Origin of the sequence: Sporosarcina jiandibaonis (assembly GCF_013184495.1) — a bacterium.
GTDB lineage: Bacteria > Bacillota > Bacilli > Bacillales_A > Planococcaceae > Sporosarcina > Sporosarcina jiandibaonis.
This window is the reverse complement of the sequence record NZ_JAAOIY010000001.1, coordinates 126,058-152,134: the sequence shown is the minus strand read 5'-3', so window position 1 is coordinate 152,134 and position 26,077 is coordinate 126,058. Positions and strand designations below refer to the sequence as shown.

Below are 26,077 nucleotides of genomic sequence, written 5' to 3'. Positions count from 1 at the left end.
TTTTTATTTATATATATGTATTTACAACGGTAAATTCATTTTTAGTATATCCATAAACAGCCATATTATCAACTATCCTAATAATAATTGACTATCCGATGTTAAGTGTTTGTAAACATTTTCTAAATTGCTTAATGTAGTGAAAAAAAGATGATATAGTGTCTAGAACGCTACAAGTTTTAGATAAAGGAGCTAACAATGAAAAACAATAACAAAAGGTTCAAATTGCTCTGGGAACTATTCTTGATTTCAACGCGACTTGGATTGACGTCATTTGGCGGACCTACAGCGCATTTAGGATATTTCCATGAGGAATACATACGAAGAAAAAAATGGATGGATGAAAAAACTTATGCGGATTTAGTTGCCTTGGCGCAGTTCTTGCCGGGTCCTGCAAGTAGCCAAGTAGGAATTGGCATCGGTGTGATGCGCGCTGGCGTGGTTGGCGGGATTATTTCATTTATCGGTTTTACATTCCCTTCCGTAATCGCACTCATTCTATTCGCATATTTGCTAACTGGTTATGATATCGGAAATGCTGGCTGGATTCATGGATTGAAGATTGTTGCAGTTGCAGTAGTTGCTCATGCCATTCTCGGTATGGCAAAGAATTTAACACCTGACCTTAAAAGAAAAGCGATAGCTTTACTCGCACTCTTCGGGACCCTTTTATGGCAATCGGCAATCAGTCAAGTAAGCATTATTTTATTGGCTGCATTAATCGGGTTTCTTCTATATAACAAACAGTTGATCGCAATTGAAAAGCCAAGTTCAATATTCCCGATTTCCAAAAAGATATCAGCACTCTGTTTTCTGATGTTTTTCGGCTTTCTTTTTCTTTTACCGATCATTCGTGAGTTAACTGGCTCCTATTGGATAGCCATGTTCGACAGTTTTTATAGATCAGGTTCACTTGTATTCGGCGGAGGCCATGTCGTATTACCATTATTGGAACAAGAATTTGTACCAACAGGTTGGATAACTGAAGAAGCATTTTTAGCGGGTTATGGTGCAACACAAGCTGTACCGGGACCGCTGTTTACATTCGCGGCTTATTTAGGAACTGTTATGAAGGGCTGGTTTGGCGGTTTAGTTGCGACAATCGCAGTATTTTTGCCAGCATTTCTATTAATTGTCGGCGCATTGCCTTTTTGGGATCAATTACGCAGCAACCCTAAAATTAAAGGCGCGATAATGGGTGTGAATGCTGCTGTTATCGGAATACTAATTTCCGCGTTGTATCATCCGATTTGGACGAGTTCTATTCTTGGACCAATGGATTTTGCATTAGCAGCCTTATTATTCAGCATGCTATCCTATTGGAAATTGCCGCCTTGGATTATTGTGATAACAGGCGCACTCGGCGGTACCTTATTAACTTTTCTTATAAAATAATGAAAAACCCGTTGAATTTTCTATCAACGGGTTTTTCATTAAGACTTCACTCGCGGTTTTGTCGGGTCATCTTTCGGTGGAGGAAGATCGGTTGTTTCGGCCAACTTCATTAAATAATAAGTTTCTTCACGTGCCATATGATCGGCCATCAGAGGTGTCAGCGTTCCAAGTATTTTTTTATTAAGTCTCATCTCTTCTAATTCATTTAAAAAAACTTTAAATAGTTTCATTTCTAAGTCAATATCTTTGTGGAATTTTTCGAGTGCAGGGAATTTCATTACATTTGCGCGTAAATACCCAGCCATTTCAACCGCTTTTAAATAAAATGCTTCCCAATCTTTTTTAAATTCACGACTCATTTTTTTATGCATTTTTTCGACATCATCCAAATTCGAGTCAATGGCTCCTGCATGCCCCGCTGCATCTAGTAACCATAACAAGTCATGATGCAAAGGGTGAACTGCCGGCGGCATTTGACCTTCTCCTAAATATGAAAACACCCGAATCGCTTCTTCTACCTCGTTGACCATATGATTAATGAAAGTTGGCGGAAGCGAGATTTTTATCTTTCCTACTAAGTGTTCTTTTAACAACAACAATTTAAATGTACGTATTTCTTCACTAGTCGCCTTCGATTTCTTTAATAAATCCAACAGCGCTTCTTCATTTAATGATGTTTTTGAAGTGGCAAGAAGTTGATCGAACTGCGTAATGAAATAACGTGCCGTATTAATTTTTTCTGTCTCGCTCGGCGCTAAAGAATCATGAATGAATCGGCCATGATCTCCTAAAATTTGAAGCCAAAAGTGAAGTTCAAACAACGCTTCCTTTTGAAACGTTTTCGGCAAAAAAATTTCCTCCTAAAATATTTTCTTGCGGTCACGTTCATCTTTAAGAATTTCTACAGATTCCCTAAAGCGCAATGAGTGAATATTTTCGCGTTCTCGTAAAAATCTAAGCGAATCATTTATTAAGACATCGTCCGAGATATCAATAAGCCACTGATATGTCGCGCGCGCTTTTTCTTCCGCCGCAATATCCTCATACAAATCGGCAATTGGATCTCCTTTGGATTGGATATACGATGCTGTCCATGGAACTCCCGCTGCATTTTCGTAAAAAAGCGAATGACCATGATTGGCGAAATGCGCCCCAAGACCCGCTTCTACTAGTTGTTCAGGCGTGGCATCTTTGGTTAATTTATAAATCATAGTCGCGAGCATTTCAAGATGGGAAAATTCCTCTGTAGCGATATCATTCAGAACGCCGATTACCTTTGTGGGAACAGTATACCGTTGATTCATATAACGAAGTGCTGCTGCAAGTTCCCCGTCTGCTCCCCCGTACTGTTCCATTAAATATCTAGCAAGCTTTGGATTGCATTCGCCCACTTCTACCGGATATAAAAGCTTTTTCTCATACACCCACATTATAATTCCCCCCTTATCATCGCTGCCATGGCCACGGTGCTTGATTCCAACGCCATCCCATTTCAATTGCTTCTTCGGAAGGAATTGATAAAAGAGACAGAGGTCCATATCGGTTCTCGTATTGCCGTCGAATTTGGGCTGCCTTCTTGATTGCCTCTCGCCACTGTTCTAAAGCTTCCGGTTCATCTGGATGTGTATTGGTATATAGCGTTAATTCAACGACGACAAAATCGGCTTCTTGAACACGCAACATCATTTCCCTCTCTTCTTCAAACGCGCTTAAGTTCACGAAATTCCCTCCTCCCGATAAAATTCGTCTGCAAGTAGCGGCCAAAGTGTTCCGATCATAAGTGCTTCCCTCGGCGAAACCTGTTCAAGATCAGGCGGTTGAAAGTCCATAAAAATTGGCGGCGGTAAGACGAACTTTTTCACTCTCATCGGCGGACATGGATCTAATGGGGATACATATGGTCTATAACTTCCCCGGTACATCGACTGCTCCAAACTCATCACTCCTCGAACTAGTTTATGAATACAATCTATTTTTGACACTTCTTTATTTATCAAGTAAGTTACTTCAACTTATAGTTGTTGGGTTTTAGTCAATAATAAGGTTAGATTGAAATTAGAAAAGAGGAGTCTATCTTGATGGAATTTTTTCATGGACACGAATCACTGACGACAATCCAGTGGATTATACGTGCTATTGTTTCTTATGTCTTTTTACTTTTTGCTACTAAAATTATGGGACGCCGCTCTATTTCTCAGTTGCGATTGATTGATTTTACAATCGCTTTAATATTGGGCAACATTCTTGCCCACCCATTGTCCGATGAAAAATTAGGGATGAAAGGGTCGTTAATTACGACGACAGTCCTGGTAGTTTTATATACACTAAGCGTATTCATTAGCTTGAAGTGGACTTTCTTTAAGAAGTGGATTGAACCGTCTCCTTTTCCATTAATTAAAGACGGTAAAATACAGTATAAAGGGTTGAAAAAAGCAAGAATTACAGTGGAACATCTTTTGTCTGAACTACGAAAGGAAAAAATAGATGAGGTTAAAAAAATCGCCCTCGCATTATGGGAACCAGATGGGACTATTTCGTTTTTCATGTTTCCCCAACATCAATCGTTAACAGCAGAGGACATGAAAATTATTAAAAAACCATTTACCTTTCCCACGAAAATCATTCAGGAAGGCAAAGTTGATTTTAATGTACTTGATTCATTCGGAAAAGATACTGCTTGGCTTGATAAAAAATTAGAAACCTTAAATGTTGGCGTACCAGATATTTTATTGGCAACAATTGATAGCAACGATAATTTCACTGTCTATCTTTATGATTAATATAAAAATGACTTCATTCATCTTTAATTGAATGAAGTCATTTTTTCACATCTATTCGTTAACAGTATCCTCATATGTCTTAATAAAAAATCCTTCTGTACTAGACCATTCACAATATATGAGTTCTTTCAAATTTACATAGCCCAATTGCTCTAATTCAGATTTAAGCCATTGTTTTGATTTGCCAATTGAATCGAGTGCATCTTCTTTTATCTGTCCATCATCGATGATCAGTACTGTTGGGTCTTCTTCATCAATCTTGATTTTCATATCTCCGTTCGTTACTCCCTTATACTTCGCGTACTGATTTATCGTAATATCTCCGCCCGGCTCGATATATAAATCTCTTACTTCTCTCAATGAAAAAATACCATTCATTCGAAGCATCGTTCTTAACTGTTCCATTTCTAATTGATTTTTATCGATTAATTTTTTATTGAGTTTTCCATTTGCGATAATTTTGTCTGGTTCGCCCTTCAGTAATATTCGTAATTTATTTGACTTGGTTACGATCTTTTCAATTATATATATCACTATTGCCCAAACAGCGACTCCGAATAACAACATTAAAATTGAAACTTTTTCATCAAATAGACTTTCTTCAAGTATTCCTCCAAATATTAAGAGATAAATGATATCATACGGCGTCATTTGAGAAAGATGTTTTTTACCTAACCCCCTCATAACTGTCATGAGCGCAATCAAACCAATAATAAGCTTTGCACCGATTAATAAGTAATCCAATACTATCACCTCAGCATTAATTATTTACATAGTCTATATATCCTTATCACATCTTTTAAAACCAGTTAACTTCTATTGTAAGTTTTTGACTCTAAAGTGTTATTTATCAGTTATTATGATTGATTTTATAAAATACGGGTACATGTAGAATGCAGGAGATAATAGAATATTTAAATTAAATTAGGAGGAGATTTTAATAATGATTACAAAAAACATCGGTAAAGGTAAATTGTTGAAAGTCAGCGCGGCTGCAATTTTGTCAGTTGGATTGCTCGCGGCATGCGCTGATGATGGTGACGATGATATTATCATTGATGACCCAAACGAAGGTGAAGTTACCCCTAACCCGAATGACGGAACGGATACAGAGGTCGACGTCGATATGGACGATACGAATGATGACCCGAATGAAAATGTTGGCACTGATAGTGAACAGTAACTTGGAGAAACAAGCATAATGAATTAAGAGCAATAGCGGATTTGCTATTGCTCTTACTGTGTTATTTAATAATTTCTATTTCTATCGATTCAATATATGGTAATGCGTCTAATTCATTATAAAATTGAATGGTTGGTTTTTCTGAAGAAGTTGACAAACGTAAATCCATCTCATGTTTTATTGACTGATCTTTGTCTACGATTTGTCTGATTTTCAAATGTTCTACAGTCATTTTTAGTTTCTCCAAGTAAGCAAGGACATCTGCTATATGTGATTTGTCGGAAAGAATTAGCGTGCATGGAACTTCCTTCGAACGAAGTCGCTTCGGTCCGAACTTGCTGAGAATGGGAGCCAGTACTTCTACAACAAACATAACACTAACCACTGCAAATGCCGCTTCAATGTAAAAACCGGCACCGACCGCAATACCTATACTCGCGGCTCCCCAGATCATTGCGGCTGTTGTTAAACCGGTTATCGTATCATTATCTTTTCGTAATATCGCACCGGCTCCGAGAAAACCGATTCCGCTGACAACCTGCGCTGCAAGACGAAGTGGATCCATTGTCACATTAATATCATCTCGTGCGGGTACAAGATAGGCCGATTCAATGGAAACAATGGTCAATAGACAACTGAATGTTGCAATGACTGCACTTGTTTTCAGTCCAATTGGCTTCTTTTTTATTTCTCTTTCCACACCAATTATTAAACTTAGAAGCAGCGCCAATGAAATTTTTATCAATACCTCTGGATATAAGGCTTGATCCGCAATCCATTCCAATACAATCCCCACTTTCATTGAAGTGATAATCTACTATTACCGTTAATAGATAATGAGTAACTTATTTTATGAATTAATGTAGAAAATAAGATATTCAATAGGATGGTAAAAGTCCTTTTTTATAAAGGTAAGCAACAATATTCAAGTAGATCGCCGAAATTTTCTTTGGAAAAAAACGTTTACGGTAAAGCCGATAATAAGCTTTTTTCAAATCATGCCACTGCCTGCAATTTTTCTTTTGTCGAAAACGTGCAACATCAATGATTTTTATCTCGCCATTTAATGTGATTAATATGTTTCGCAAATGAATATCTGAAGGGTTTAACCCCCTCGCTTTGGCTAAAGAAAGTGCATAATCGATTTCTTTTACATGTGTCGGTGTAATGATTTTCCCTTGCGAAATACAATCGAAAAGTGTGAATCCCTCAATGTAATCCATGACTATGTAATTGGATCCAGCATCATAAATCGAAGGGTAGTAAGAGATATTTTGAAGTGTTTGATATACTTCGGCTTCCTCCTTTGCAATATAAGTAAATTCAGGGAAAAATATTTTAATTGCCATTTTTGATGAATTTATCCTAAAAACAAAGGCACTTCTTCCTGTCCCGATGTGCTCTAATGAATCATCATGGCTGACTAACCGATTTTTCTTGTTGATAACGACTGACTTTGCCAGTTCTTGATAAGTATTCAAGTTTTGTCCTCCAGTATTATATAAGAAATCAAAAAGAGACGTTATCACCAATAATTGGCCATTAACGTCTCAAACATACAAAAGACCTCACCAAATAATTGGTAAGGTCTCGCAAACAACGGTAGTTGCCAACAAAGCCGAGGGATCAACCCCTGTGTTGACGACTTTGCTGTATAGCTACTCCCCTTATCAGGAAGAAAAGTTTTTAATTTATTAGCCTAGTATAAGCGTTGACTGTTTCGGAGTCAATTATTTGCATTATGCGATTTTGAATCGATAAATATCAATAACCAGAGTCTTCCGATGTCAAATTATCGCTCAACTTATAATCATATTTTTGCAACGGTTTTTCCGCCGGACCTTCAATTACTTCTCCCGTAAACGAAAATCTGGAACCATGACATGGGCAATCCCATGTTCGATCACCACTGTTCCACTCAACTTCACATCCAACGTGAGTACATGTTGTATCCACGATATGGAGTTTACCCTCATCATCTTTGTAAGCGCCTTTTCTATGCCCGTCCAGAGTAATGACGGCACCTTCGCCGTGCGATAAACTTTCCGGCTTTGTGTTAGGTGATTCGAGCTTCCCTTTAATTAATTGACCGACAACGTTGGCGTTTTCTTTTAAGAAGTTTTTCAAACTAGGATGTATATAGAATCGTGAAGGTGAATACAACTTTTGAAAATTATTCTCTTTCCCTAAAACCATATCCCTGAACAAAAGTGCTGCTGCAGTGCCATTGGACATTCCCCATTTCCGGAAACCTGTAGCAATCAAGATATTCGGTTGTCCCGATGTTAATTCACCGATATATGGCAATTTGTCCAGCGTTATCAAATCTTGCGCTGACCAGCGGTAAACAACCTCTTCTAATCCAAAAACTTCCTCGCCGAATTTCTCCAAAGCCTTATAGTGTTCCATCGTTTCGATTCCTTGACCGGTTTTATGGTTCTGACCAATTACGAGCACCATTTCTTCTCCATTAATCGTTACAGAACGTAGTGAACGCGTTGGCTCATCGGCACTGATATACATTCCGCCCGGATATTTCTTTTTCGCTTTCACAGCAAGCACATAGGAACGATCCGCATGCATTCTAGTGGAATAAAGCCCTAGTCCTTCATAAAACGGAAAATGAGAACAAGCAAGAACATATTTAGCTGTGATTTTAGGTGCTAACTCACCGCGAGTCAAGACAACAGGCCGTTCGCCGGGTTCAATATTCACTGCGGTCGTGTTCTCGAAGATCATGCCTCCTTTTTCCTTGATGAGCTTCATTAGATGCACTAAATATTTAGTAGGGTGAAACTGTGCTTGGTTTTTCATAACAAGTACATTTTGTATATCTATATTGAAAGGAAAACTATCAACTAGCCCGCCATCGATACCGAGCTTTACATAGGCTTCTGCTTCATTCTCTATTTTGCGTGCATATTTTTCTGAAGTGGCGTATATGTACGCGTCTTGCGTGCTAAAATCACAGTCGATTGCATGTTTGTCCACAGTTTCTTTGACAAAGTTTAGTGCTTCAGTATTCGCCTCGTAGTATAAACGTGCATTGCTTCTTCCAATATTGCGGATGAATTCATCGTAGATTAAATCATGTTGCGCCGTGATCTTTGCAGTCGTATGGCCTGTTGTTCCGTTCAACACTTTACCCGCTTCGATTACAGCGACCTTCAAGCCTTCGTTAACCAATAGATATGCTGACGTGATTCCCGTAATACCAGCCCCTACAATCACTACGTCAACCTCTAGATGGTCCTCTAAACTTGGAAACTGCGGAAATTCAATATCCGTCCTCCAATAGGACTCCGGATGCTCAGGCAACTTTCCAATTTCATTATGGGTCACAATATATCCTCCATTCATTACTCAATATAGTAGAATCATTCCCGTTTTGATCTGCATATATTCTCAATTAAAAAAAGCTTCATCCTCGGAAACGGGATGAAGCAGTAATAGATAATTTTATTCGTCAAACGCCGATTAGTTCTTCGTACGTGATTTCGATCATACCGGGAATTTCCGTCGGAGAAACTCCAAGCAAATCGCAAGGGCGTCCAATTTTGTCAATTTTGCCGTCCTTGATTTTCACGATGCGATCTGCGAGTGCATGGGCGTCGTTTTGATTATGCGTAACGAAAATGGCTGTGGTTTTTGCCTTCTTTAAAATCCGTCTGAGATCTCCGCGAATTTTCACTTGCAAATCCGTATCCAAGTTACTGAAAGGTTCGTCTAAAAGAATCAGTTCGGGTTCAGGAGCGATTGCCCGCGCTAACGCAACCCGTTGCTGCTGGCCACCGCTTAATTGGTGCGGGTAACGTTTTTCAAACCCCGTAAGCTCAACGAGTTCAAGGACTTCTCCCGCCCGTTTGATTTTCTCTTTACGACTCATTTTCGGGAGCCCAAATATAATATTATCTTCAACGCTCATATGCGGGAAAAGCGCATAGTCTTGAAAAACCATGCCGATTCCACGTTTTTCAGGATGAATAAATGTATCCTCACAGAACATTTTCTTGCCGTTCAGTGTAAAAGACCCTCCTGACGGCATTTCCAGTCCCGCAATTAAACGCAGAAACGTACTTTTTCCACTACCGCTACGACCAAGCATTGAAATAACTTCCCCTTTTTCCACCGAGAAGGAAAAATTGTCTACTGTTTTCGAGGAAGAGTTGGAATAAGAAAACATCAAATTATTAATTTCCATATACATATTATTTTGGCTCCTCTCTGAGTAACTTATGGAAGACGAAAATTGCAATCGTGCTCACACCGACAATCAGTAGTGATGCTTGGGATGCTTCCATAATCTTTTCATCGCTTGCATATTGAAACGCCTTCGTGGCAAGTGTGTCGTAATTAAATGGTCTTAAAATAAGTGTTAACGGAATCTCTTTTAATATATCTACAAACACGAGGATAAATCCGCTAATAATTGCGCCTTTCATCATCGGTACGTCTATTTTGAAAAATGTCCGAAGGCTGTTGGCGCCGAGCATGCGCGATGCATCTCGGAAATTCGTCCCGATTTTATCGAAACCCGATTCAATCGAATTATAACCGATTGCAAAAAATCGGATAACATACGCGCTGATGAGCATGACCAGATTGACGCTCAAGACGAGTTGCGAATCGATACCTATGGCCTGATAGAAAGGCGCAAGGAACCGATCAAGGGTAATGAATGTTGTAATAACTGCCACAGCGACAACCACGCCTGGTATTGAATAACCGAGGACAGTCAATTTCGGCAATACTTTCGCAAACTTGTGTTTGACCAATCGTCCGAAGTTGCCGACAACTAGGGAAAATACAATAATCAGGAATGCGCCGAGTCCTGCTACAGTAATCGAGTTTTTCGTATAAAGCAATACGTCCTCCATCGGCACTTTGCCGAATGTAAGGATTACCCAGTCAATTAACTGAAGGATCGGAATGAGAAACGCAACACTGAAAATGCTAACCGTGTAAAGTGTCGCAAAAACCGCTTTCTTCCCTTTTAGTTTTACAAGTGGAAGCGGTCTGACTTTCGTCGTTGAATAACTATATTGTTTCCCGCCCCTGAGTAACCGTTCGATTATCAAGATGAAAATAACGATACCCATAAGTGAGGCAGCTAGTTTAATAGATGAATCCAAGTCACCGAGTCCAAACCAAGTTTGAAAAATAGCTGTGCTAAAGGTCTGAATTCCAAAATATTTAACTACTCCGTAATCGTTTAATACTTCTAAGATTACTAGACTCACACCGCCAATTATTGAAACGCGAGAAATCGGGATGACGACTCTAAAGAATATTTCCATGGGGCCTTTTCCTAAAGTTCGCGCACTTTCAATTAAGGAGGCCGATTGATGGGACAGAAAAATTCTTGTGATCATATAAACGTATGGATAAAGAACCAGTGTATAGATGAAAATCGCGCCTGGAATATTCATTATATCGAAATAGGCGGGATTTGGCGTAATATCGAAATGGTTACGAAGTGTCTTTTGAATGACCCCCGTGTAATTTATGATGCCATGATATGTATAAGCACCAATAAAAGGCGGAATCGATAAAGGAAGAATCAGTGCCCATTTCATAAAATTCCGAAGTGGAAAATCATATTGGGCAATGAGCCAAGCAAGACTGAGCCCGATTGAAATCGTGAACAGCGCCGTAAAGAAAACGAGTGTAAGAGTTGTTTTTATATATTTTAAAAGCATGAACTCTTTAATATGCGCCCAATTATCACTTGCCGGAGAAAATATGCCTAATACGATTGACAAATTCGGTGAAAAAAGCAAGATGATAATAAGTACCGCAGATATTGTCCACCCGTTAACATTAGCTAAATGCTTGTTCATAACCAAATCCATCCTTTACCATTTCCGCGACAATCCACTAACCTTAATAGAGGTCACTGAAAAAATACAATATATCTACTTTTTTAGAAAGTACTTGAATAATCGTTATTCAAGTACTTCGAATTTTATTTCCAGCCGACTTCGTTGAAAATCATGATTGCTTTCGCGTTGTTTTCTCCGAGGGTCGATAATGGAATATCTTGTTCTTTAAAGTCTCCCCATGATTTAAGGAGTTCTGAAGGTTCTACGTTTTCATTCACTGGGTATTCATAGTTTGCGGAAGCGAATTTGCTTTGCGCTTCTTCATCAGTGAGGAATTCAAGTAGTTTAACCGCGTTATCCGCGTTTTTAGAACCTTTGACGACTCCGGCTCCACTGATATTCACATGCGTTCCAGTTGTTTCTTGGTTCGGGAAGAAGACGCCTAGGTTCTCCGCGACTTTCACTTCTTCCGGTTCTGTCGAATTAAGCATTTGACCGAAATAGTATGAGTTCATAATTGCGACGTCACCGATGCCCGCTGCGATTGCTTTCGCTTGGTCACGATCTCCGCCTTCAGGATTTTGAGCAAAGTTGTTGACGATACCTTGTGCCCATTCTTTTGCTTTCTCTTCGCCATCGATTTCTATGAATGAAGCGAGTAGCGACTGGTTATAGACGCTTTCAGATGATCGAACAAGAACGCGATTTTTCCACTTATCTTCTGTTAGTGCTTCATATGTGGAAAGGTCCTCAGGTTTAACTTTATCTTTATTATACACTAGAATACGCGCACGTTTTGTCAAACCGACCCACATATCGTCATTGTCGCGTAATTTTTCAGGGATTTGTTTCATTAATTTGTCACTTGACACGCTTTGAAGAAGCCCTTCTTCTTTCGCGCGGTACAGTCTGCCAACGTCAGCTGTTAATAATAAATCGGCTTTTGTCGCAGTCCCTTCACGTTTAATACGTTCGATAAGTACATCCGCTTCATCTTTGATAACGTTTACTTTTATTCCAGTTTCTTCTTCAAATTTTTTATATAATTCATTATCCACGTCGTAATGACGACTAGTATACAAATTCACTTCCGTCTTTTCAGTTTTCTTATCACCTGCATCAGCACCACTTTCTTTTTTGGTTACGCTTCCGCATGCTGAAAGTACGAGCATCATGGCGATAACGATTAAGAATAAACTCTTTTTCATAATATCCAACTCCAGACAATAGTTTTTTGATTGAAAATGATTCTCAATCTCATCAATAAATATATAATGATATAAGATAGATGTCAATTTAAAGTATATGTATTTATCAGTGCAATTTTAATGTGGCGACTGAAAATAGGTTCGTTTGCCCGCCGGAGTTTCACGGGCTGCACACTAAATCAATCGGGGCCCCTTCCCTAGTAATATGTTTTTTTAAATATGACGGTGCAGTAATTTCGAATAAACCATTTCGAGACAGGTAAAGATTACATCGAAGAAGGTGCCAAATACGAAAAGTTTGAGAATGGAACTAAAGCACAAAAACACCCCTGTACCGATTTCGATTCGAAACAGGGGGGATTTTTATTAGATTAGAATGGATACTGGCGGGTTTCTTCTTGTACAGAAATCCATTGAAAAGTTGTGAACTCGTCAAGCGACCACTCTCCGCCGAAACGGCCGACACCGGAACTTTTTTCGCCGCCGAAAGCTACGAGAGGCTCATCATTTACACTTTGATCGTTGATATGAACCATACCTGTCTCCATTTTCTGCGCGAATGCCATCGCTTTTTCAGCAGTTCCAGCATGAACGGATCCGCTGAGGCCGAATTCAGTATCATTGGCTACGCGAAGCGCCTCCTCTTCGCTAGAAACTGGAATTATTGTCACGACTGGTCCGAACATTTCATTTTTAGCAGTAGACATTTCATTCGTACCCTTCAAAATAAACGGAGACATGACATTGCCATTGACTGAACCTTCAAGAAGAATTTCCGCCCCTTCTTCTTTCGCTTTTTCAACTTCTCCGAGAATACGCTTAACTGCTTTCTGATTGATAAGCGGTCCTATCAAAGTATCGGTGTCGGATGGGTTTCCGACTTTAATCCTTTTCGTCAGTTCTACGTATTTTTTGCTAAACTCTTCATATATGTTCTCGTGGACGATAATCCGGTTAACGGCCATGCAAATTTGACCGCTGTGCATATACTTGCCAAACGCAGCGCCATCTACAGCGCGGTCAATATCCGCGTCTTCAAGAACAACAAAAGGGTTATTGCCTCCGAGTTCGAGAACCACTTTCTTGATCATGCGGCCACAAATTTCACCGATATGGCGACCGACTCCAGTTGAACCGGTGAAAGAGATCATGCGCGGTATCGGATGTTCTACGAAAGCGTCACCAATCTCACTTATGTTCGGTACGACCACGTTCATAACACCTGATGGAACACCAGCTTCTTCAAATATTTTACCGAGCACCGTTCCGCCCGACATCGCTGTTTGAGTATCCGGTTTTAACACAACACTGTTACCTGCCGCGAGCGCTGGTGCAACGGAGCGCATCGCTAGATACATCGGAAAGTTGAACGGCCCGATGACGCCGACAACGCCCAACGGCTTTCGGAAAACTTTGTTTTTCTTGCCTGGCACGATTGAAGGCGGTGATGTCGCTTCTACATGAAATGGGAAGGAAGCTGCGTGACGCGTAATCGCGATACAGAAATCGACTTCCACATTCGCTTTGATAAACGTGGAACCCGAATCTTCAATTAGCAGTTGAACCAATTCCTCCCGGCGTTCCTCCATAATCCGTGCTGCTTCATTCATTATTCGGGAACGTTCGAAAGCATTAACCTCCGCCCACTCCTCTTGCGTGTTTTTCGCAGATTGATAGGCTTCATCTATATCCATCACACTTGCTGACTTGAATGATGCCACTGTATCCTGCGTATAAGGATTTATCAAATCGATTGTGCTAGATCCTGTTCCCTCACTCCATTGTCCTCCGATAAATTGCGAATCTAAACCTGTGTAGCCAACCAAAAACAAAACTCCTTTCTGTATTTCTAATTCCATCCTTCTGTTCCCTTCAATCAAGGAGCTAAACACCCTAATTAAATTTAAAACATGACAGAAAAAGCCCCAAAACATTAGTTTGCAATGTTTCGAGGCTTGTGTTTATTGATTATTTTGTTGTTGTTCAGACGGCTCTTCTGTCGGATCCGGTTCATTTTCGTCAACGCCGTTACAACCGAATAGTAAGCCTGCTGACAAAATAACCGACATAAGCGGAAGAAAATATTTTTTATGCTTCATTCCATTTCCTCCAATCTAATTATTCTTGTGTTACTTTGCCCAGCCATTGCTTTTTTATTCATGGAATAAAAAAAGCATCCCGAAGGATGCTAAAGAAACAGCTTGCTTATGAATGAATCCAAATCATCAGTTTTTCAACCCTATATTAAGGAGCCAATTTTAATTAGAATTCCAAAACAATTCGCCTTCTGGCCCGAGTGGTATTCCAAGTAAATACCAAATCGCGAACAAAAGTATCCACATAATCGAAAAGGCAATGGAGTACGGTAACAATGACGTCATAAGCGTACCAATCCCCATTTTCGGATCATACTTTTTCGCAAATGTTAGGACAATCGCAAAATACGCTAGCATTGGTGTTATTGGATTCGTAATGGAATCCCCTATTCTATATGCCATTTGCGTCAATGCTGGACTATATCCTAAAATCATAAACATCGGTACGAACACTGGCGCTAGAATAGCCCATTTAGCCGAAGAACTCGCGATTAAGAAGTTAATAAGTGCCGCTACAATAATAAATCCAATTAACAGCGGAAGCCCTGTCAACCCGATTGCTTCTAATGTTTCGGCTCCTTTGATTGCAACAACTGGACCTAGATTACTCCAGTTGAAATAGGCGATCATTTGCGCCGCTACGAATGCAATGACAATGTACATTCCCATTCCAGACATTGCTTTAGCTAAAAGACTCGCCAAGTCTTTCGAATCGTTAATTACTTTAACGACTTTCCCAAAAATAATTGACGGCACTAGAAATAAAATCATCATTAATGGCACTAAGCTGTCCATTAAGGGAGATACCGTCAAGGAGCCAGTCTCTGGATGCCTGAACAGTCCATTTTCGGGAATTGATAGACTCAGGACAACAACCGCCATAACCGCTACTGAAATCCCCGCCCAACGTAAACCTTTCTTTTCTTCTATCGTTACTTCATCCAACGTCTCAATTTCACCTTCATATTTTCCAAGACGCGGTTCGACGATTTTAGTTGTGATGAAAACAGCTGTCGGGACTAAAACAAATGTCGAAGCGATGAGGAAATAATAGTTCATCGCTGGATTCGCAATGAATTCCGGATCAATCATCTGAGCACCTGTCTGCGTGAATCCCGCAACTAATGGGTCCAAAACACTTAATATCAAATTCGCACTAAATCCGCCGGCAACTGATGCATAAGCGGCAGCCAAGCCAGCAATGGGGTGCCGTCCTAACGCGATAAAAATCATTGCAACAATCGGAGGCAAAACAACCATAGCCGCATCAGCAGCTGCGTTCCCGACAATAGCTACCAACACGATTGTCGGAAGGATTAGTTTCTTTGGAGCGTTTAAAATGGTTGTTTTCATAACAGCTCCAATAAGTCCCGTTGACTCTGCTAGCCCCACACCAAGCATCACTACCAGCACCAGACCAAGCGGAGGAAAACTAGTAAAATTCGTTACGAGATTCGTTAGTATCTTTATAATTCCGTCCCCGTTCAGCAAATTAACAACGGCTACTTCTTCCCCGTTACCCGGGTTTACCGCCTTTATTCCAAGTAATGAAAAAATTGAAGAACAAATTAAAATAAGGCCTGCGATATACACAAACAACATTACCGGATCGGGCAATTTATTACCGTATCTCTCGATAAAGTCTAAAAACTTATTGAAAAAACCGTTCCTCTTGCTATTATCCGGTAAATTCATTTTTATCCCCCTTTAGCATTGTTTTTTGCATCTATTTTTTAGAATACGTTTAAAATAGATTACTATAATTTTCCGCTTTGTCAAATCAATTGAAATAATGCGTCATTATACTCCTATCAATTAAAAAACACCGAATCCCGAGTTCAATAACATCATGCTTCCAAATGTCATGATTCATTTCTCCCATTAATCCGACTGCAATAGTTCGTTCCATAACTGGATTTTTCCGTCTCTGTTGCTACATTTTAGTAGTTTTAAGTCGCCAAATTTAGAATCAAGTAAATTACCATGACTTTTCACTCATATCCGACTATTCCATCAAAATCTCTTGACTCTTTCTAGAAAGGCAGATAGAATCCAATCTAACGTTTAATCGTTAAGTTCTAGTTATTCTATCGAAATTTCAAAAATTGAATAGTAATGCTGCTTATCAAGAGAGGTGGAGGGACTGACCCTACGAAACCTCAGCAACCAGCAATTTTAATTGTATGGTGCTAAGTTCAGTAGAATACATTCGTATTCTTCAGATGAGACGGCTGAAACTACAGCGAATTTATGTATTTCACCCTCTCCTCATCATGAGTAGAGGGTTTTTATTTTTTTCATCAGAAGGGATGATTGGATAATTAATCTGATTTTATTGTGTATAGGAGGTGTTATTTTATGGCCGTGGATGTTCATTTGCCGGATCTTTCATTCGTCCGGAAGATTGAAGAGTCTTTCTTCATCAACCGTGGTGTTTACAATACAATCGACGCATGGTTTTACGATAATGGGTTCATAGATATTACAGAAAGAAGAATCCACGTACTGAGGTTTTTGCAACATATGACAGCGAATTTGAAAGAAGAACAATCGACAAAGCGACTTTCCTTCCCTGATGGATTAACGAATACGTTGGAAAGTTATATAGAACTCCAAGGAATTGGAAAGAAGTTACTGTTTGCATAGCGTTCAATCTCAAAAAGAAACTTAGGAGGAACTAACATTGACCAAAAAACGAATTTTATTAAATGCATTTGATATGAACTGCCCTAGTAACCAGTCTCCTGGACTCTGGTCTCATCCGGACAGTGAAGCACATCGCTACACGGATATTGACTACTGGATCGAGTTTGCAAAGTTATTAGAAGCAGCTCAGTTTGACTCCGTCTTTTTAGCAGATGTACTGGGGCCGTACGATGTCTATGAAGGGAAAAGAGATGCGGGTCTCAGGCAAGCGGTGCAATCCCCTATCAATGATCCACTGCTCATCGTTCCGGCAATGGCTGCAGTTACAAAAAATTTGTCATTCGGCATTACCGCATCCGTCACGCATGAACACCCTTATACATTTGCCCGTCGCATGTCGACATTAGATCATTTAACGAAAGGTCGGGTCGGCTGGAATGTTGTAACGTCTTATTTGAAAAGTGCAGCATTAAATATGGGACTTGACGAACAAATTGCACACGATGAACGATATTCAATCGCTGAAGAATATTTAGACGTTTGTTATAAATTATGGGAACAAAGCTGGGAAGAAGAGGCTGTTGTTCGAGATCCAAAAAGAAAGATGTATGTAGATCCAGACAAAGTTCATGACATTCAACATAATGGGAAGTATTTCACCGTTCCAGGAGCTCACTTATGCGAACCTTCCCCGCAACGAACCCCGGTCATTTATCAAGCTGGTTTATCGCCGAGAGGAAGTGCATTTGCAGCAGAACACGCGGAAGGTATCTATGTCTCTATGCCGACCACTGATATTGCACGAAAGTTTGTCGATAAAATACGCGGTCAAGCGGAGCAGTTTGGAAGAAAAGGCGAAGACATCAAAGTGTTTAGTCTGTTCACGCCAATCGTTGGCCGAACGCAAGAAGAAGCAGAAGCAAAATATGAAGATTATAAACAACATATTAGTCTTGAAGGCGCAATGAGCTTATTTAGCGGATGGACGGGAATCGATTTATCTGAATACGAACTAGATGAAGATCTACAATATGTTGAAAATGATTCAATGCGCTCACGCGTGGAAATTTTCACGAAAGTTGATCCCAATAAAAAATGGACCATTCGAGAAATTGCTGAATTTGTTGGAATCGGCGGTATCGGTCCGGTTGTTGTCGGCACACCTGAAAAAATCGCAGATGAAATGGAACGATGGGTTAACGAGGCTGATGTCGACGGATTCAATATAACTTACGCAATTAAACCAGGATCCTTTAAGGATTTTGCAGAATTGGTCATTCCTGTTTTACAAGAGCGTGGATTAGTTCGAAAAAAAGGCAACGCGGAAGGAACAACAATGCGCGGAAATTTATTCGGAACCGACCGATTGCCTGAAAATCACCCTGGAAAAAAACATTCCATCGTCACTGTCTAAAAAATTAAATATAAAGGTGGTCATTAAATGAAAAAAATCATAATTAGTTTACTGGCATTATTCACACTGCTCGCCCTTGCCGCATGCACTTCCGGCGAGGCAAGCGGAGATAAAAAAGAGTTGAAAATCGGGGCAACATCGGGACCATATGCAGATCAACTGAAAGAAAGCATTATTCCTTTACTGGAAAAAGACGGTTATAAAGTAAAGCTTGTTGAATTCAATGATTACATCCAACCAAACCGTGCATTACAAGAAGGCAGCATAGATGCGAATGTTTTTCAAACGTCCGTTTATCTTGAGGCTTTTAATAAAGAACATAATACGGATTTAGCAATCGGTCATGCCGTGCCTACCGCACCAATTGGTCTATATTCAGAAAAGCATAAAGATGTTTCTGACGTAAAAGAAGGAATGAAGTTAACATTGTCAAACGACCCGGTTAGCATGGCGAGAGCCCTTCAAATGCTGGATCGTTTCGGTTGGATTACACTTGCAGGTGAAATCGATCAAACTAGAGCTTCTGAAAAAGACATCGTTGATAACAAATACAACTTAGAAATTATCGCAATGGATGGTGCGCAACTTCCACGATCGTTAGGCGATACCGACTTTGCATTCATTAATGGGAATTTCGCAATCGCTTCGGGTTTACATTTGGAAGATGCTGTCCTTTTAGAGGATACGCCGCCTGAATTCATGAATAACGTCGCTTATCACAAAGATAATTTAGACGAAACGTTCGCAGAGGCAATCAAAAAAGCCTATCACTCTGAAGAGTTTTTACAATATACGAACGAAAATAATGCCGGATTTACAAAACCTGATTACCAGAAAGAATAGGAGGTGGTTCCGTGATTGAACTTGTGAATGTAACGAAAACGTATAATAGCGTCACGGCCGTTGATAATGTCAATCTCACCATCCCGAAAGGTGAAATTTTCGGCATTATCGGTTACAGCGGCGCCGGGAAAAGTACATTACTAAGATGTTTAAATTTGCTTGAAAAACCGACAGCAGGTCAAGTCCTCATCAATAAAAAAGATTTGACTGCTTTGTCAAAAACAGAAGTAAGAAAAGAACGGTTGAAAATCGGCATGATCTTTCAACATTTTCACTTGATCAGCTCTGCGAAAGTATATGACAACATTGCCTTTTCAATGTTAGCAGCTGGAAAAACGAAAGATGAAATTCAGCTGCGCGTTCCAGAGTTGCTCGAAATGGTCGGCCTTGCCGATCGTGCTGATCATTATCCGGCTCAACTATCAGGCGGCCAGAAACAGCGCGTCGGGATTGCCCGTGCGCTTGCAAACGACCCAACCGTTCTACTATGCGATGAAGCTACGTCCGCGCTCGACCCAAATACGACTGCGTCTATTTTGAAATTATTAAAAGAAATAAACGTAAGCCTAGGAATTACCATCGTCCTCATTACGCATGAAATGGAAGTTGTACAACAAATTTGCCATCGGGTTGCAGTGATGGAAAATGGCAAAGTGATTGAGGTGAATGAAGCGTACGAATTATTTGCTGATCCACAAACTCCATTGGCGAAGCAATTTGTTCAAACCGTTCATTCGCTAACATTGCCGGAACGTTTACTAAAAGCAAGGACAGGATCAATTGCTCAAATCACTTTCCGAGGCGACTCTGCAGAAGACAGTATCATCTCAGAAACGATCAGTCGTTTCAAAGTCACCGTAAATATCTTGCATGGCCAGATTAGCTATATACAAGATCGCCCGTTAGGTATTCTTATCGTAGAAATTAAAGGCAATCAATCCGAGATCGAACGCGCAATCGAGTATATCACGATTAGAACGAACCGTTTGGAGGTGCTGGCCGATGTCTCTTAACTTATTGAATGAATTTGGCATTGCATTTTTGGAAACTGCTTGGATGTTGACCATATCCGTCACTTTAGCAGTACTGATCGGAATCCCGCTTGGAATAGGATTATTTGTGACGAGCGAAGGAATGTTTTGGCAAAACAAGATTCTACAAAATATATCCGGAACAATCATTAATATTATTCGGTCCATTCCATTCGTCATCTTACTCGTCGTGCTACTTCCATTGACGACATTCATTCTCGGCACTTCAATGGGACCTACTGCAGCAAGCTTATCGCTAACGGTAGCAGGCATTCCATTTTACGCTCGATTAGTGGAAAACTCTTTACGTGAAATTGATAAAGGTGTCATAGAAGCAGCTGAATCATGCGGCGCTTCCCCGTGGCTTATTATCCGTAAAGTGCTACTCCCTGAATCGAAATCAGGACTCATCGCGGGTTTGACAGTAACGATTATTAGTTTGTTAAGCTATTCGGCGATGGCCGGAATGATCGGCGGCGGAGGCATCGGAGACTTGGCCATCCGCTTCGGATATTACCGCTATCAAAACGAGGTGATGGTCATGACCGTTGTCTTCTTGATCTTCCTCGTTCAGCTCATTCAATTTATTGGCGACCGTGCTGCACATGCGGCTGATAAACGGTAATATAAAAACCTAAAGCCCTGCATACGCTGACATTACAGCATGTGTAGGGCTTTTTGAATCTGCAACAAGACTTACCACTTGATGCCAGCGCATATACCAATGGGGTAATATATAAATTAATGAAGGATAAAAAACCTAATTCCTCCTTCTTTTTAGCTAGAAATCAGGCTTTTGATCTTCAACAATCGCGCACGATTCCAGAAAAACCTACCAAAAAACGTAAAAAAACACACTCCCTAAAATTGTTCAATCTCGACTATCACACTTTTCAAGACATTAATTGATTCCACAGCGTTTTCGTCATATTCTAAACTATGATTAACGTTAGAAATTAACTTCGAGGTGATATTTGGGTTTTCTATGACTTTAGAATATCTTTCCTCAATGTAACAAGGGTCTTTATCTCCGATTATGCACAAACTTTTATTTTTACTTCTTACCATCGCATTCAAAACATCTTCCCTTTGTATTAAAGGAGTTAACCAAATGGCTTTAGCGTTCTTAAAGCATTCTCTTTTTAACTCATAACTCATAGCAATTGTCCCCAGCGATTTTCCAATTAGATAATAATTTTCATATGTTTTGCTGATTAAAACTTCTTCGAGAACAGTCTTTACATCCAATTTAATTGCATCACTTATTTCCTCCATAGTGAAATCATCATAGATTTTTTTATTGTATTGATAATTAACTTGTAAAACATCAAACGATTTATGTAAAAATACCCCTGTTGAGTAATGAAGAAGAGGTGCCTGTGCGGTATATCCTGCACCTGGTAGTATTATTGCCAAGTTGCTAGAATCTTCACTTCTGCTCATTAATGTAAAAGGAATATCTAGCCCCTTATACCCTTTAACTGTCTGTGTTTCAACATTAAGCATTAAAATCTCCTCGTTTCCTAAATGTGTATTAATCTACTCTTTACTTGCTTAAATCAATTTCCTTATCGCCCCGTTAGTCGAAGAACTCAAAATTACTTATGTTGATTTAAAGTAAATTATCTCTGGATCCCCTTCGTCTAAATTTTCAACAAATCCACTCTGTATAAATCCATTTGCTTTAAATACTTCCTGCATTCTTTTGTTTGATTGATTGGTTGAAGAGAATATCTTCTTAGTAGGCGATATGCTTATAAAATACTCCAGAAGGGATGTTGCATATCCTTTTCGTCTTTCAGTCGGTTTAACTATTATCAGGGATATAAAACTACAATCAAAAAAATGAATATCAAAAATTAAAAATCCTACAAATGTGAAATCGTTTTTAATACCTACACATCTTTCTTCCTCAATAGCTTTTTTTATGTAGTTTCGTCTACTATCACTACCTATTACTTCTCTATCAATCCTCACTATTTCATCTATATCGTTTAATTGACATTTAACCAGAAATTCCATATTAACGTTCCCCTTATTGAAACATGACTTTATTAAAACATTTCCTTCTTCCTCTGGTTCATTCGCCAATCTGTATTCCAAATACCCCCGCCTAGTCAAGAATCTTTCCTTCTTGTCTGAGCAAATCAAGAACAACTCCGTATATTAACCACAAAAAAAAGTGTCAATTTTGTCTACTTGGTAATTTTATTGTTAACTGGCACGTTACTGAAAAAGCACGGAGCATTGTTCTTTATTCTTCCTTATACATACGAATACCTCTTTAATTTTCGACTAGCAAAAAAAGTGTCCTTTCCGTAACTTGGACAGGTCGTACTAGCAGATTAAATTATTCCACTAGAACTTGATGTCCGAGGAATTTCAATTCACTAAAGTCAATCAAGAAAAATCAGGCTGCCTGACACTCATAAAATACGGTGTCATGGCAGCCTAATAAGGTTTTTTATATGTGTTTCACATTGCTATTTCAGTCTATCCAATGCGGCTTGCTTATATTTATTCTGTGATAATCAGTTCATCTGATAAAGGAATCATATTTTCTTTTATTTCCTTTCCTGCCCAAGCCGTTACTCTTAATTTATATCCTTCTACATTTGAAGGAAGCTTAATTTTTGTTGACATTTCCTTCGTTTGATTTTTCGGTATTGTTCTAGATGCAATGGAAACATCTACTACTTCATTTTTTCCATTCAAAAGTTCCATCATTACGATAATATCTTGATTTTTGTTTTTCGTATTTATTACTTCAATTTCAGCCGTTATCTTATCATTTGGTGATAGCTTATTGATAGCTTGACCTTTTTCATCTGTGAATAATGTCTTTACGTCCAATGCATATTCTGGTTTTTCCCAATCTATTTCGTACTCCAATTCAGATATCCCATCAGTAGCCGTAACTTTGATGGATGTACTATTTTCATTGGTAACAATTTCAACTTGGGCACCTTCTTCACTGGCTTCGGCTTCTATGTTCATTTTATGTGTTGTGGACATTGTATAATTCGTCCGTCCGGGTGAAAAACCAGACAATATCTCGCCATCCACCGTTATCGATTTTAATGTTGCATCGGTTTCTGGAACGGCGATTTGATATAATTTACTGCCTAGTGCATAGTAAATACTACCATTCACTCCGAGTGACATATTGTTCATGAAATCTTCAACGAGGACTTTATATGCTAATGTTTCTGGGTCGATGGCAATTAACTTCCTCGATAATGTTGTATATAACATACCATCGGGTGCCCATTGCAAACGATACGGGAACCATTTGCTACTATTGTATAAGCTTGGTCGGATTACTTTACTTTTCACAATTTCTTTCGTAGCGGGATCCATTGCGAAAATGGTTCCATCCACTGCACCCCATAGATTTCCATCAGGACCAAATGAAAGTCCACCGATCATTCTTGGTGTTTCATCGATTCCTGGAATATTTGGCGTGAATTCTTCTAATTTCTCTCCTGTTTCAACATCCCAAACAAATATTTTGGCTTCTGTTGCTTTCGGGTCTACGCCTAGTCCACCCCATACAGATGTACCACCATATATCTTTCCATCTTTATAGGCCAAAGCAATAATACTTTGATCTTGTACTACATTTCGATATTGCGACCACTCATCTGTTTTTTCATCGTAGATTGCTAGAGCACCGCCTAGTATACCGTAATCTGGAACCGTTCCAACGAATAACTTATCGTCCCCTGATGTAATGGCAAACGGTCGGTCTTGCTGATCTGTAATATCATACTCGAACTTTGGATTACTATTTAAATCTACATATTCTAGTGGATCATAGCTGTACATCATAGCCCCTACATACGTACCGTAGTACACTTTTCCATTTAAAAATCCGATACCTTCTGGTTGAGCAAACGATGGGATATTTACTTCCAATTCTTTTGCAAAAGGATTATAAATACTCATCCCGCGCTGATATCCGCCCATGTATAGCTTTCCATCATGGCCTGTTTCAAGCGCTTGGATGGCCACTGCTTGGGAAGAGATATCTAGTTCGATAAATTTCACGCTATTGCTAGTTGGATTATAAAGCATGAACTCACCGTATTGCGTAACGATAGCCAAAACTGTTTCTCCGCCAGTTAATGTAATCCACTCCATATCCTTCACACGGACAGTGTCCGGAAGCATTGGAATGCCTTCAATTACCGTGGATTGATTGACACTAACATCATATTGATACAATCGGTTTTGGAATTTATAATATATGAGATTAGCGTTATCTGGCGATGGTTCAGAAATCATATTGCTATATTGAAATGTATGAACAACCTCGTTCGTTTCCGGGTCAATCACAAGCATTGTTATCGTACCAACAGAAACAAGAAGCATATCATTCACAATAAATATGTTTTCAATCATTCCGCCTTGTCCAGAATGCCCGTCAATGATGATTTCTTCTTTCTCTCCTGTAACTCTATCTACTTTAAATAGATGCTTAGTCGTACCGATGCCCACATAAATATGCTCATCTGTGACAGCTATTCCTCTAGCGTATTGCTGCCCTTCTTTTATAGTCCCGTAATCCCTGAATTCTCCAGTTGCAATGTCATACTCAAAGACACTTGCGTGGGGATATGTCGATCCATAAATCTTTCCGTCTTCTGTAGCCTCTAAATCCCACACCCAATCATCTGAAGGATTTACACCTAATTCTTCTATCTTTTTAAGTTCAGGTACATACCTATACAGTTTCCCGTCACCAGTTCCCGCAAAATAAACATTCTTATCAGATCCAACGGTCATTGCCCATAATGCTTCTGTATCTCTTATAACTTCTGAAAACTTAAGTGCCCCTGTTTCTGCATCTAGCACCGAGAATGTTCCTGGAAGACCATTCGAATGATAATAAACTTCATTTTCTCCCATTTGGTTCTCTTGGATGACAGATGCTTGTCCTAATTGTACTCGTACCATATCTCCAAGATTTGTTGGATCGTTATAATCTCGTTCTAATGGTTTGTCTACCTCGGCTAATTCGAAAGTTACATCATCGAAATATGCCTCGGTTAAACTAATCCCGCCTGAGTAAAAAGCGATTCTTGCGGTGACAGCATTGGTCGGAACATCCGTGAAAACTTTTAACTCTGTCCACTGATTTTTGGGCAAGTTTCCAAACAATTCCTGTTTTATTTTGTCGGATATCAATCGATCATTCTCGTCATAATAACGCACTTCAGAAACGATATTATGCGTTTGATTGACGACATTTGTCATTACTTTTGACAAGTAAGCTTTCCCCGGTACAACCGGAAATTTATCACTTAAAACACGCAGGCCAGCTTTGTCCGATTCGTCCTTAAAATGTAAGCTTTGACTTCCATTATTAAAAATCGAGCTACTAATGGATATCCCTGATGCCCCACTTTCTGGAGTCCATCCCGGGATTGAACCATCTTCATTTAAAGCCATTTCAAACCCAGCATTTACAACATTTCCTTGAGTCTCAATTTCTTCAGCAATAATTGATACAGGGAGAGCGGGTAATAAACTAATGATTAGGATTATGCAAAAGATGATAATTCCTACTTTTTTAGACGAATTCTTTTTCATATGTACACCCCTATTCTCATTTTCTTGGCGCCTGCAAATTAAAGATTATGATTTGTAATTACTA

The 26,077-nt window shown here is 39.4% G+C and carries 25 protein-coding genes and 1 riboswitch; of the genes, 8 read left to right on the top strand and 17 right to left on the bottom strand.

Features of this window, described 5'->3' with window-relative positions; genetic code table 11:
• Positions 1-198: 198 nt before the first annotated feature.
• On the top strand, positions 199-1,395 hold the full coding sequence (locus G8782_RS00750) for a chromate transporter (RefSeq protein ID WP_172369007.1): 1,197 nt from the start codon (positions 199-201) through the stop codon (positions 1,393-1,395).
• Between the two features lie 38 nt (positions 1,396-1,433).
• Here the strand turns inward: G8782_RS00750 and G8782_RS00745 are convergent, their stop codons facing one another.
• The 4 genes from G8782_RS00745 to G8782_RS00730 are packed head-to-tail and all read right to left on the bottom strand — an operon-like array spanning position 1,434 to position 3,317.
• Positions 1,434-2,243, bottom strand: a complete 810-nt coding sequence (locus G8782_RS00745; RefSeq protein WP_172369006.1) for a DUF2935 domain-containing protein — start codon at positions 2,241-2,243, stop codon at positions 1,434-1,436.
• A 12-nt stretch (positions 2,244-2,255) separates the two neighbouring features.
• On the bottom strand, positions 2,256-2,825 hold the full coding sequence (locus G8782_RS00740; RefSeq protein WP_172369005.1) for a manganese catalase family protein: 570 nt from the start codon (positions 2,823-2,825) through the stop codon (positions 2,256-2,258).
• Positions 2,826-2,841: 16 nt separating this feature from the next.
• On the bottom strand, positions 2,842-3,114 hold the full coding sequence (locus G8782_RS00735; RefSeq protein ID WP_172369004.1) for a spore coat protein CotJB: 273 nt from the start codon (positions 3,112-3,114) through the stop codon (positions 2,842-2,844).
• Positions 3,111-3,317, bottom strand: a complete 207-nt coding sequence (locus G8782_RS00730; RefSeq protein WP_172370167.1) for a spore coat associated protein CotJA — start codon at positions 3,315-3,317, stop codon at positions 3,111-3,113. The genes G8782_RS00735 and G8782_RS00730 overlap by 4 nt, the downstream gene beginning before the upstream one ends.
• A 156-nt stretch (positions 3,318-3,473) precedes the next feature.
• Here G8782_RS00730 and G8782_RS00725 point away from each other — a divergent pair, with 156 nt between their 5' ends.
• Positions 3,474-4,175, top strand: coding sequence for a DUF421 domain-containing protein (locus tag G8782_RS00725; protein ID WP_172369003.1), 702 nt, complete (start codon positions 3,474-3,476; stop codon positions 4,173-4,175).
• A 51-nt stretch (positions 4,176-4,226) separates the two neighbouring features.
• Here G8782_RS00725 and G8782_RS00720 read toward each other — a convergent pair whose 3' ends face one another.
• Positions 4,227-4,919: a DUF421 domain-containing protein gene (locus G8782_RS00720; protein WP_172369002.1), complete on the bottom strand. Its 693-nt coding sequence runs from the start codon at positions 4,917-4,919 to the stop codon at positions 4,227-4,229.
• A gap of 199 nt (positions 4,920-5,118) precedes the next feature.
• Between G8782_RS00720 and G8782_RS00715 the strand changes: the two genes are divergently transcribed.
• Complete coding sequence (locus tag G8782_RS00715; protein ID WP_172369001.1) at positions 5,119-5,358, top strand: hypothetical protein; 240 nt, start codon at positions 5,119-5,121, stop codon at positions 5,356-5,358.
• A 61-nt stretch (positions 5,359-5,419) separates the two neighbouring features.
• Here the strand turns inward: G8782_RS00715 and G8782_RS00710 are convergent, their stop codons facing one another.
• From G8782_RS00710 to G8782_RS00670, 9 genes are all read right to left on the bottom strand, one after another.
• Positions 5,420-6,142 carry an MgtC/SapB family protein gene (locus G8782_RS00710; protein ID WP_425505465.1) on the bottom strand — a complete coding sequence of 241 codons (723 nt, stop codon included), beginning with the start codon at positions 6,140-6,142 and terminating at the stop codon, positions 5,420-5,422.
• A gap of 94 nt (positions 6,143-6,236) precedes the next feature.
• Complete coding sequence (locus G8782_RS00705) at positions 6,237-6,839, bottom strand: protein kinase domain-containing protein (protein WP_172368999.1); 603 nt, start codon at positions 6,837-6,839, stop codon at positions 6,237-6,239.
• Between the two features lie 283 nt (positions 6,840-7,122).
• Positions 7,123-8,718, bottom strand: a complete 1,596-nt coding sequence (locus G8782_RS00700) for an FAD-dependent oxidoreductase (protein ID WP_216667733.1) — start codon at positions 8,716-8,718, stop codon at positions 7,123-7,125.
• A gap of 106 nt (positions 8,719-8,824) precedes the next feature.
• Positions 8,825-9,565, bottom strand: a complete 741-nt coding sequence (locus tag G8782_RS00695; RefSeq protein WP_172368997.1) for an ABC transporter ATP-binding protein — start codon at positions 9,563-9,565, stop codon at positions 8,825-8,827.
• Position 9,566: 1 nt separating this feature from the next.
• The gene (locus tag G8782_RS00690) at positions 9,567-11,198 is read right to left on the bottom strand and encodes an ABC transporter permease (RefSeq protein WP_172368996.1); all 1,632 of its coding nucleotides are present in this window, start codon (positions 11,196-11,198) and stop codon (positions 9,567-9,569) included.
• A 125-nt stretch (positions 11,199-11,323) separates the two neighbouring features.
• Positions 11,324-12,388: a Fe(3+) ABC transporter substrate-binding protein gene (locus tag G8782_RS00685; RefSeq protein ID WP_172368995.1), complete on the bottom strand. Its 1,065-nt coding sequence runs from the start codon at positions 12,386-12,388 to the stop codon at positions 11,324-11,326.
• 371 nt (positions 12,389-12,759) lie between these two features.
• Positions 12,760-14,247, bottom strand: coding sequence for an aldehyde dehydrogenase family protein (locus G8782_RS00680; RefSeq protein ID WP_172368994.1), 1,488 nt, complete (start codon positions 14,245-14,247; stop codon positions 12,760-12,762).
• A 102-nt stretch (positions 14,248-14,349) separates the two neighbouring features.
• On the bottom strand, positions 14,350-14,487 hold the full coding sequence (locus G8782_RS00675) for a hypothetical protein (protein WP_172368993.1): 138 nt from the start codon (positions 14,485-14,487) through the stop codon (positions 14,350-14,352).
• Between the two features lie 159 nt (positions 14,488-14,646).
• Positions 14,647-16,179 (bottom strand): AbgT family transporter, encoded by a 1,533-nt coding sequence (locus G8782_RS00670; protein WP_172368992.1) that lies wholly within the window; start codon positions 16,177-16,179, stop codon positions 14,647-14,649.
• 424 nt (positions 16,180-16,603) lie between these two features.
• Positions 16,604-16,713, top strand: a riboswitch (SAM riboswitch).
• A 129-nt stretch (positions 16,714-16,842) separates the two neighbouring features.
• Here G8782_RS00670 and G8782_RS00665 point away from each other — a divergent pair.
• From G8782_RS00665 to G8782_RS00645, 5 genes are read left to right on the top strand one after another with little or no spacing between them, the layout of a single operon-like run.
• A complete protein-coding gene (locus tag G8782_RS00665) occupies positions 16,843-17,130 on the top strand; it encodes a hypothetical protein (RefSeq protein ID WP_172368991.1) in 288 nt (95 codons plus the stop codon).
• A gap of 37 nt (positions 17,131-17,167) precedes the next feature.
• The gene (locus G8782_RS00660) at positions 17,168-18,544 is read left to right on the top strand and encodes an LLM class flavin-dependent oxidoreductase (RefSeq protein ID WP_172368990.1); all 1,377 of its coding nucleotides are present in this window, start codon (positions 17,168-17,170) and stop codon (positions 18,542-18,544) included.
• A 27-nt stretch (positions 18,545-18,571) separates the two neighbouring features.
• On the top strand, positions 18,572-19,387 hold the full coding sequence (locus tag G8782_RS00655; protein ID WP_172368989.1) for a MetQ/NlpA family ABC transporter substrate-binding protein: 816 nt from the start codon (positions 18,572-18,574) through the stop codon (positions 19,385-19,387).
• A gap of 11 nt (positions 19,388-19,398) precedes the next feature.
• Positions 19,399-20,400, top strand: a complete 1,002-nt coding sequence (locus G8782_RS00650) for an ATP-binding cassette domain-containing protein (protein ID WP_172368988.1) — start codon at positions 19,399-19,401, stop codon at positions 20,398-20,400.
• The gene (locus G8782_RS00645) at positions 20,390-21,043 is read left to right on the top strand and encodes a methionine ABC transporter permease (protein ID WP_172368987.1); all 654 of its coding nucleotides are present in this window, start codon (positions 20,390-20,392) and stop codon (positions 21,041-21,043) included. Before G8782_RS00650 ends, G8782_RS00645 begins: the two co-directional genes overlap by 11 nt.
• Positions 21,044-21,279: 236 nt before the next feature.
• Here the strand turns inward: G8782_RS00645 and G8782_RS00640 are convergent, their stop codons facing one another.
• The 3 genes from G8782_RS00640 to G8782_RS00630 form a co-directional block, all read right to left on the bottom strand.
• The gene (locus tag G8782_RS00640; RefSeq protein WP_172368986.1) at positions 21,280-21,924 is read right to left on the bottom strand and encodes an alpha/beta hydrolase; all 645 of its coding nucleotides are present in this window, start codon (positions 21,922-21,924) and stop codon (positions 21,280-21,282) included.
• A gap of 96 nt (positions 21,925-22,020) precedes the next feature.
• The gene (locus tag G8782_RS00635; protein WP_172370166.1) at positions 22,021-22,440 is read right to left on the bottom strand and encodes a GNAT family N-acetyltransferase; all 420 of its coding nucleotides are present in this window, start codon (positions 22,438-22,440) and stop codon (positions 22,021-22,023) included.
• A gap of 495 nt (positions 22,441-22,935) precedes the next feature.
• Complete coding sequence (locus tag G8782_RS00630; protein ID WP_172368985.1) at positions 22,936-26,013, bottom strand: PQQ-binding-like beta-propeller repeat protein; 3,078 nt, start codon at positions 26,011-26,013, stop codon at positions 22,936-22,938.
• Between the last annotated feature and the right edge of the window lie 64 nt (positions 26,014-26,077).

Coding starts and splice junctions, on each gene's coding strand:
- G8782_RS00750 (WP_172369007.1), top strand. CDS start 199: ATGAAAAACAATAACAAAAGGTTCAAATTGCTCTGGGAACTATTCTTG.
- G8782_RS00740 (WP_172369005.1), bottom strand. CDS start 2,825: ATGTGGGTGTATGAGAAAAAGCTTTTATATCCGGTAGAAGTGGGCGAA.
- G8782_RS00730 (WP_172370167.1), bottom strand. CDS start 3,317: ATGTACCGGGGAAGTTATAGACCATATGTATCCCCATTAGATCCATGT.
- G8782_RS00725 (WP_172369003.1), top strand. CDS start 3,474: ATGGAATTTTTTCATGGACACGAATCACTGACGACAATCCAGTGGATT.
- G8782_RS00715 (WP_172369001.1), top strand. CDS start 5,119: ATGATTACAAAAAACATCGGTAAAGGTAAATTGTTGAAAGTCAGCGCG.
- G8782_RS00700 (WP_216667733.1), bottom strand. CDS start 8,718: ATGAATGGAGGATATATTGTGACCCATAATGAAATTGGAAAGTTGCCT.
- G8782_RS00695 (WP_172368997.1), bottom strand. CDS start 9,565: ATGTATATGGAAATTAATAATTTGATGTTTTCTTATTCCAACTCTTCC.
- G8782_RS00690 (WP_172368996.1), bottom strand. CDS start 11,198: ATGAACAAGCATTTAGCTAATGTTAACGGGTGGACAATATCTGCGGTA.
- G8782_RS00685 (WP_172368995.1), bottom strand. CDS start 12,388: ATGAAAAAGAGTTTATTCTTAATCGTTATCGCCATGATGCTCGTACTT.
- G8782_RS00680 (WP_172368994.1), bottom strand. CDS start 14,247: ATGGAATTAGAAATACAGAAAGGAGTTTTGTTTTTGGTTGGCTACACA.
- G8782_RS00675 (WP_172368993.1), bottom strand. CDS start 14,487: ATGAAGCATAAAAAATATTTTCTTCCGCTTATGTCGGTTATTTTGTCA.
- G8782_RS00670 (WP_172368992.1), bottom strand. CDS start 16,179: ATGAATTTACCGGATAATAGCAAGAGGAACGGTTTTTTCAATAAGTTT.
- G8782_RS00665 (WP_172368991.1), top strand. CDS start 16,843: ATGGCCGTGGATGTTCATTTGCCGGATCTTTCATTCGTCCGGAAGATT.
- G8782_RS00655 (WP_172368989.1), top strand. CDS start 18,572: ATGAAAAAAATCATAATTAGTTTACTGGCATTATTCACACTGCTCGCC.
- G8782_RS00645 (WP_172368987.1), top strand. CDS start 20,390: ATGTCTCTTAACTTATTGAATGAATTTGGCATTGCATTTTTGGAAACT.
- G8782_RS00640 (WP_172368986.1), bottom strand. CDS start 21,924: ATGCTTAATGTTGAAACACAGACAGTTAAAGGGTATAAGGGGCTAGAT.
- G8782_RS00635 (WP_172370166.1), bottom strand. CDS start 22,440: ATGGAATTTCTGGTTAAATGTCAATTAAACGATATAGATGAAATAGTG.
- G8782_RS00630 (WP_172368985.1), bottom strand. CDS start 26,013: ATGAAAAAGAATTCGTCTAAAAAAGTAGGAATTATCATCTTTTGCATA.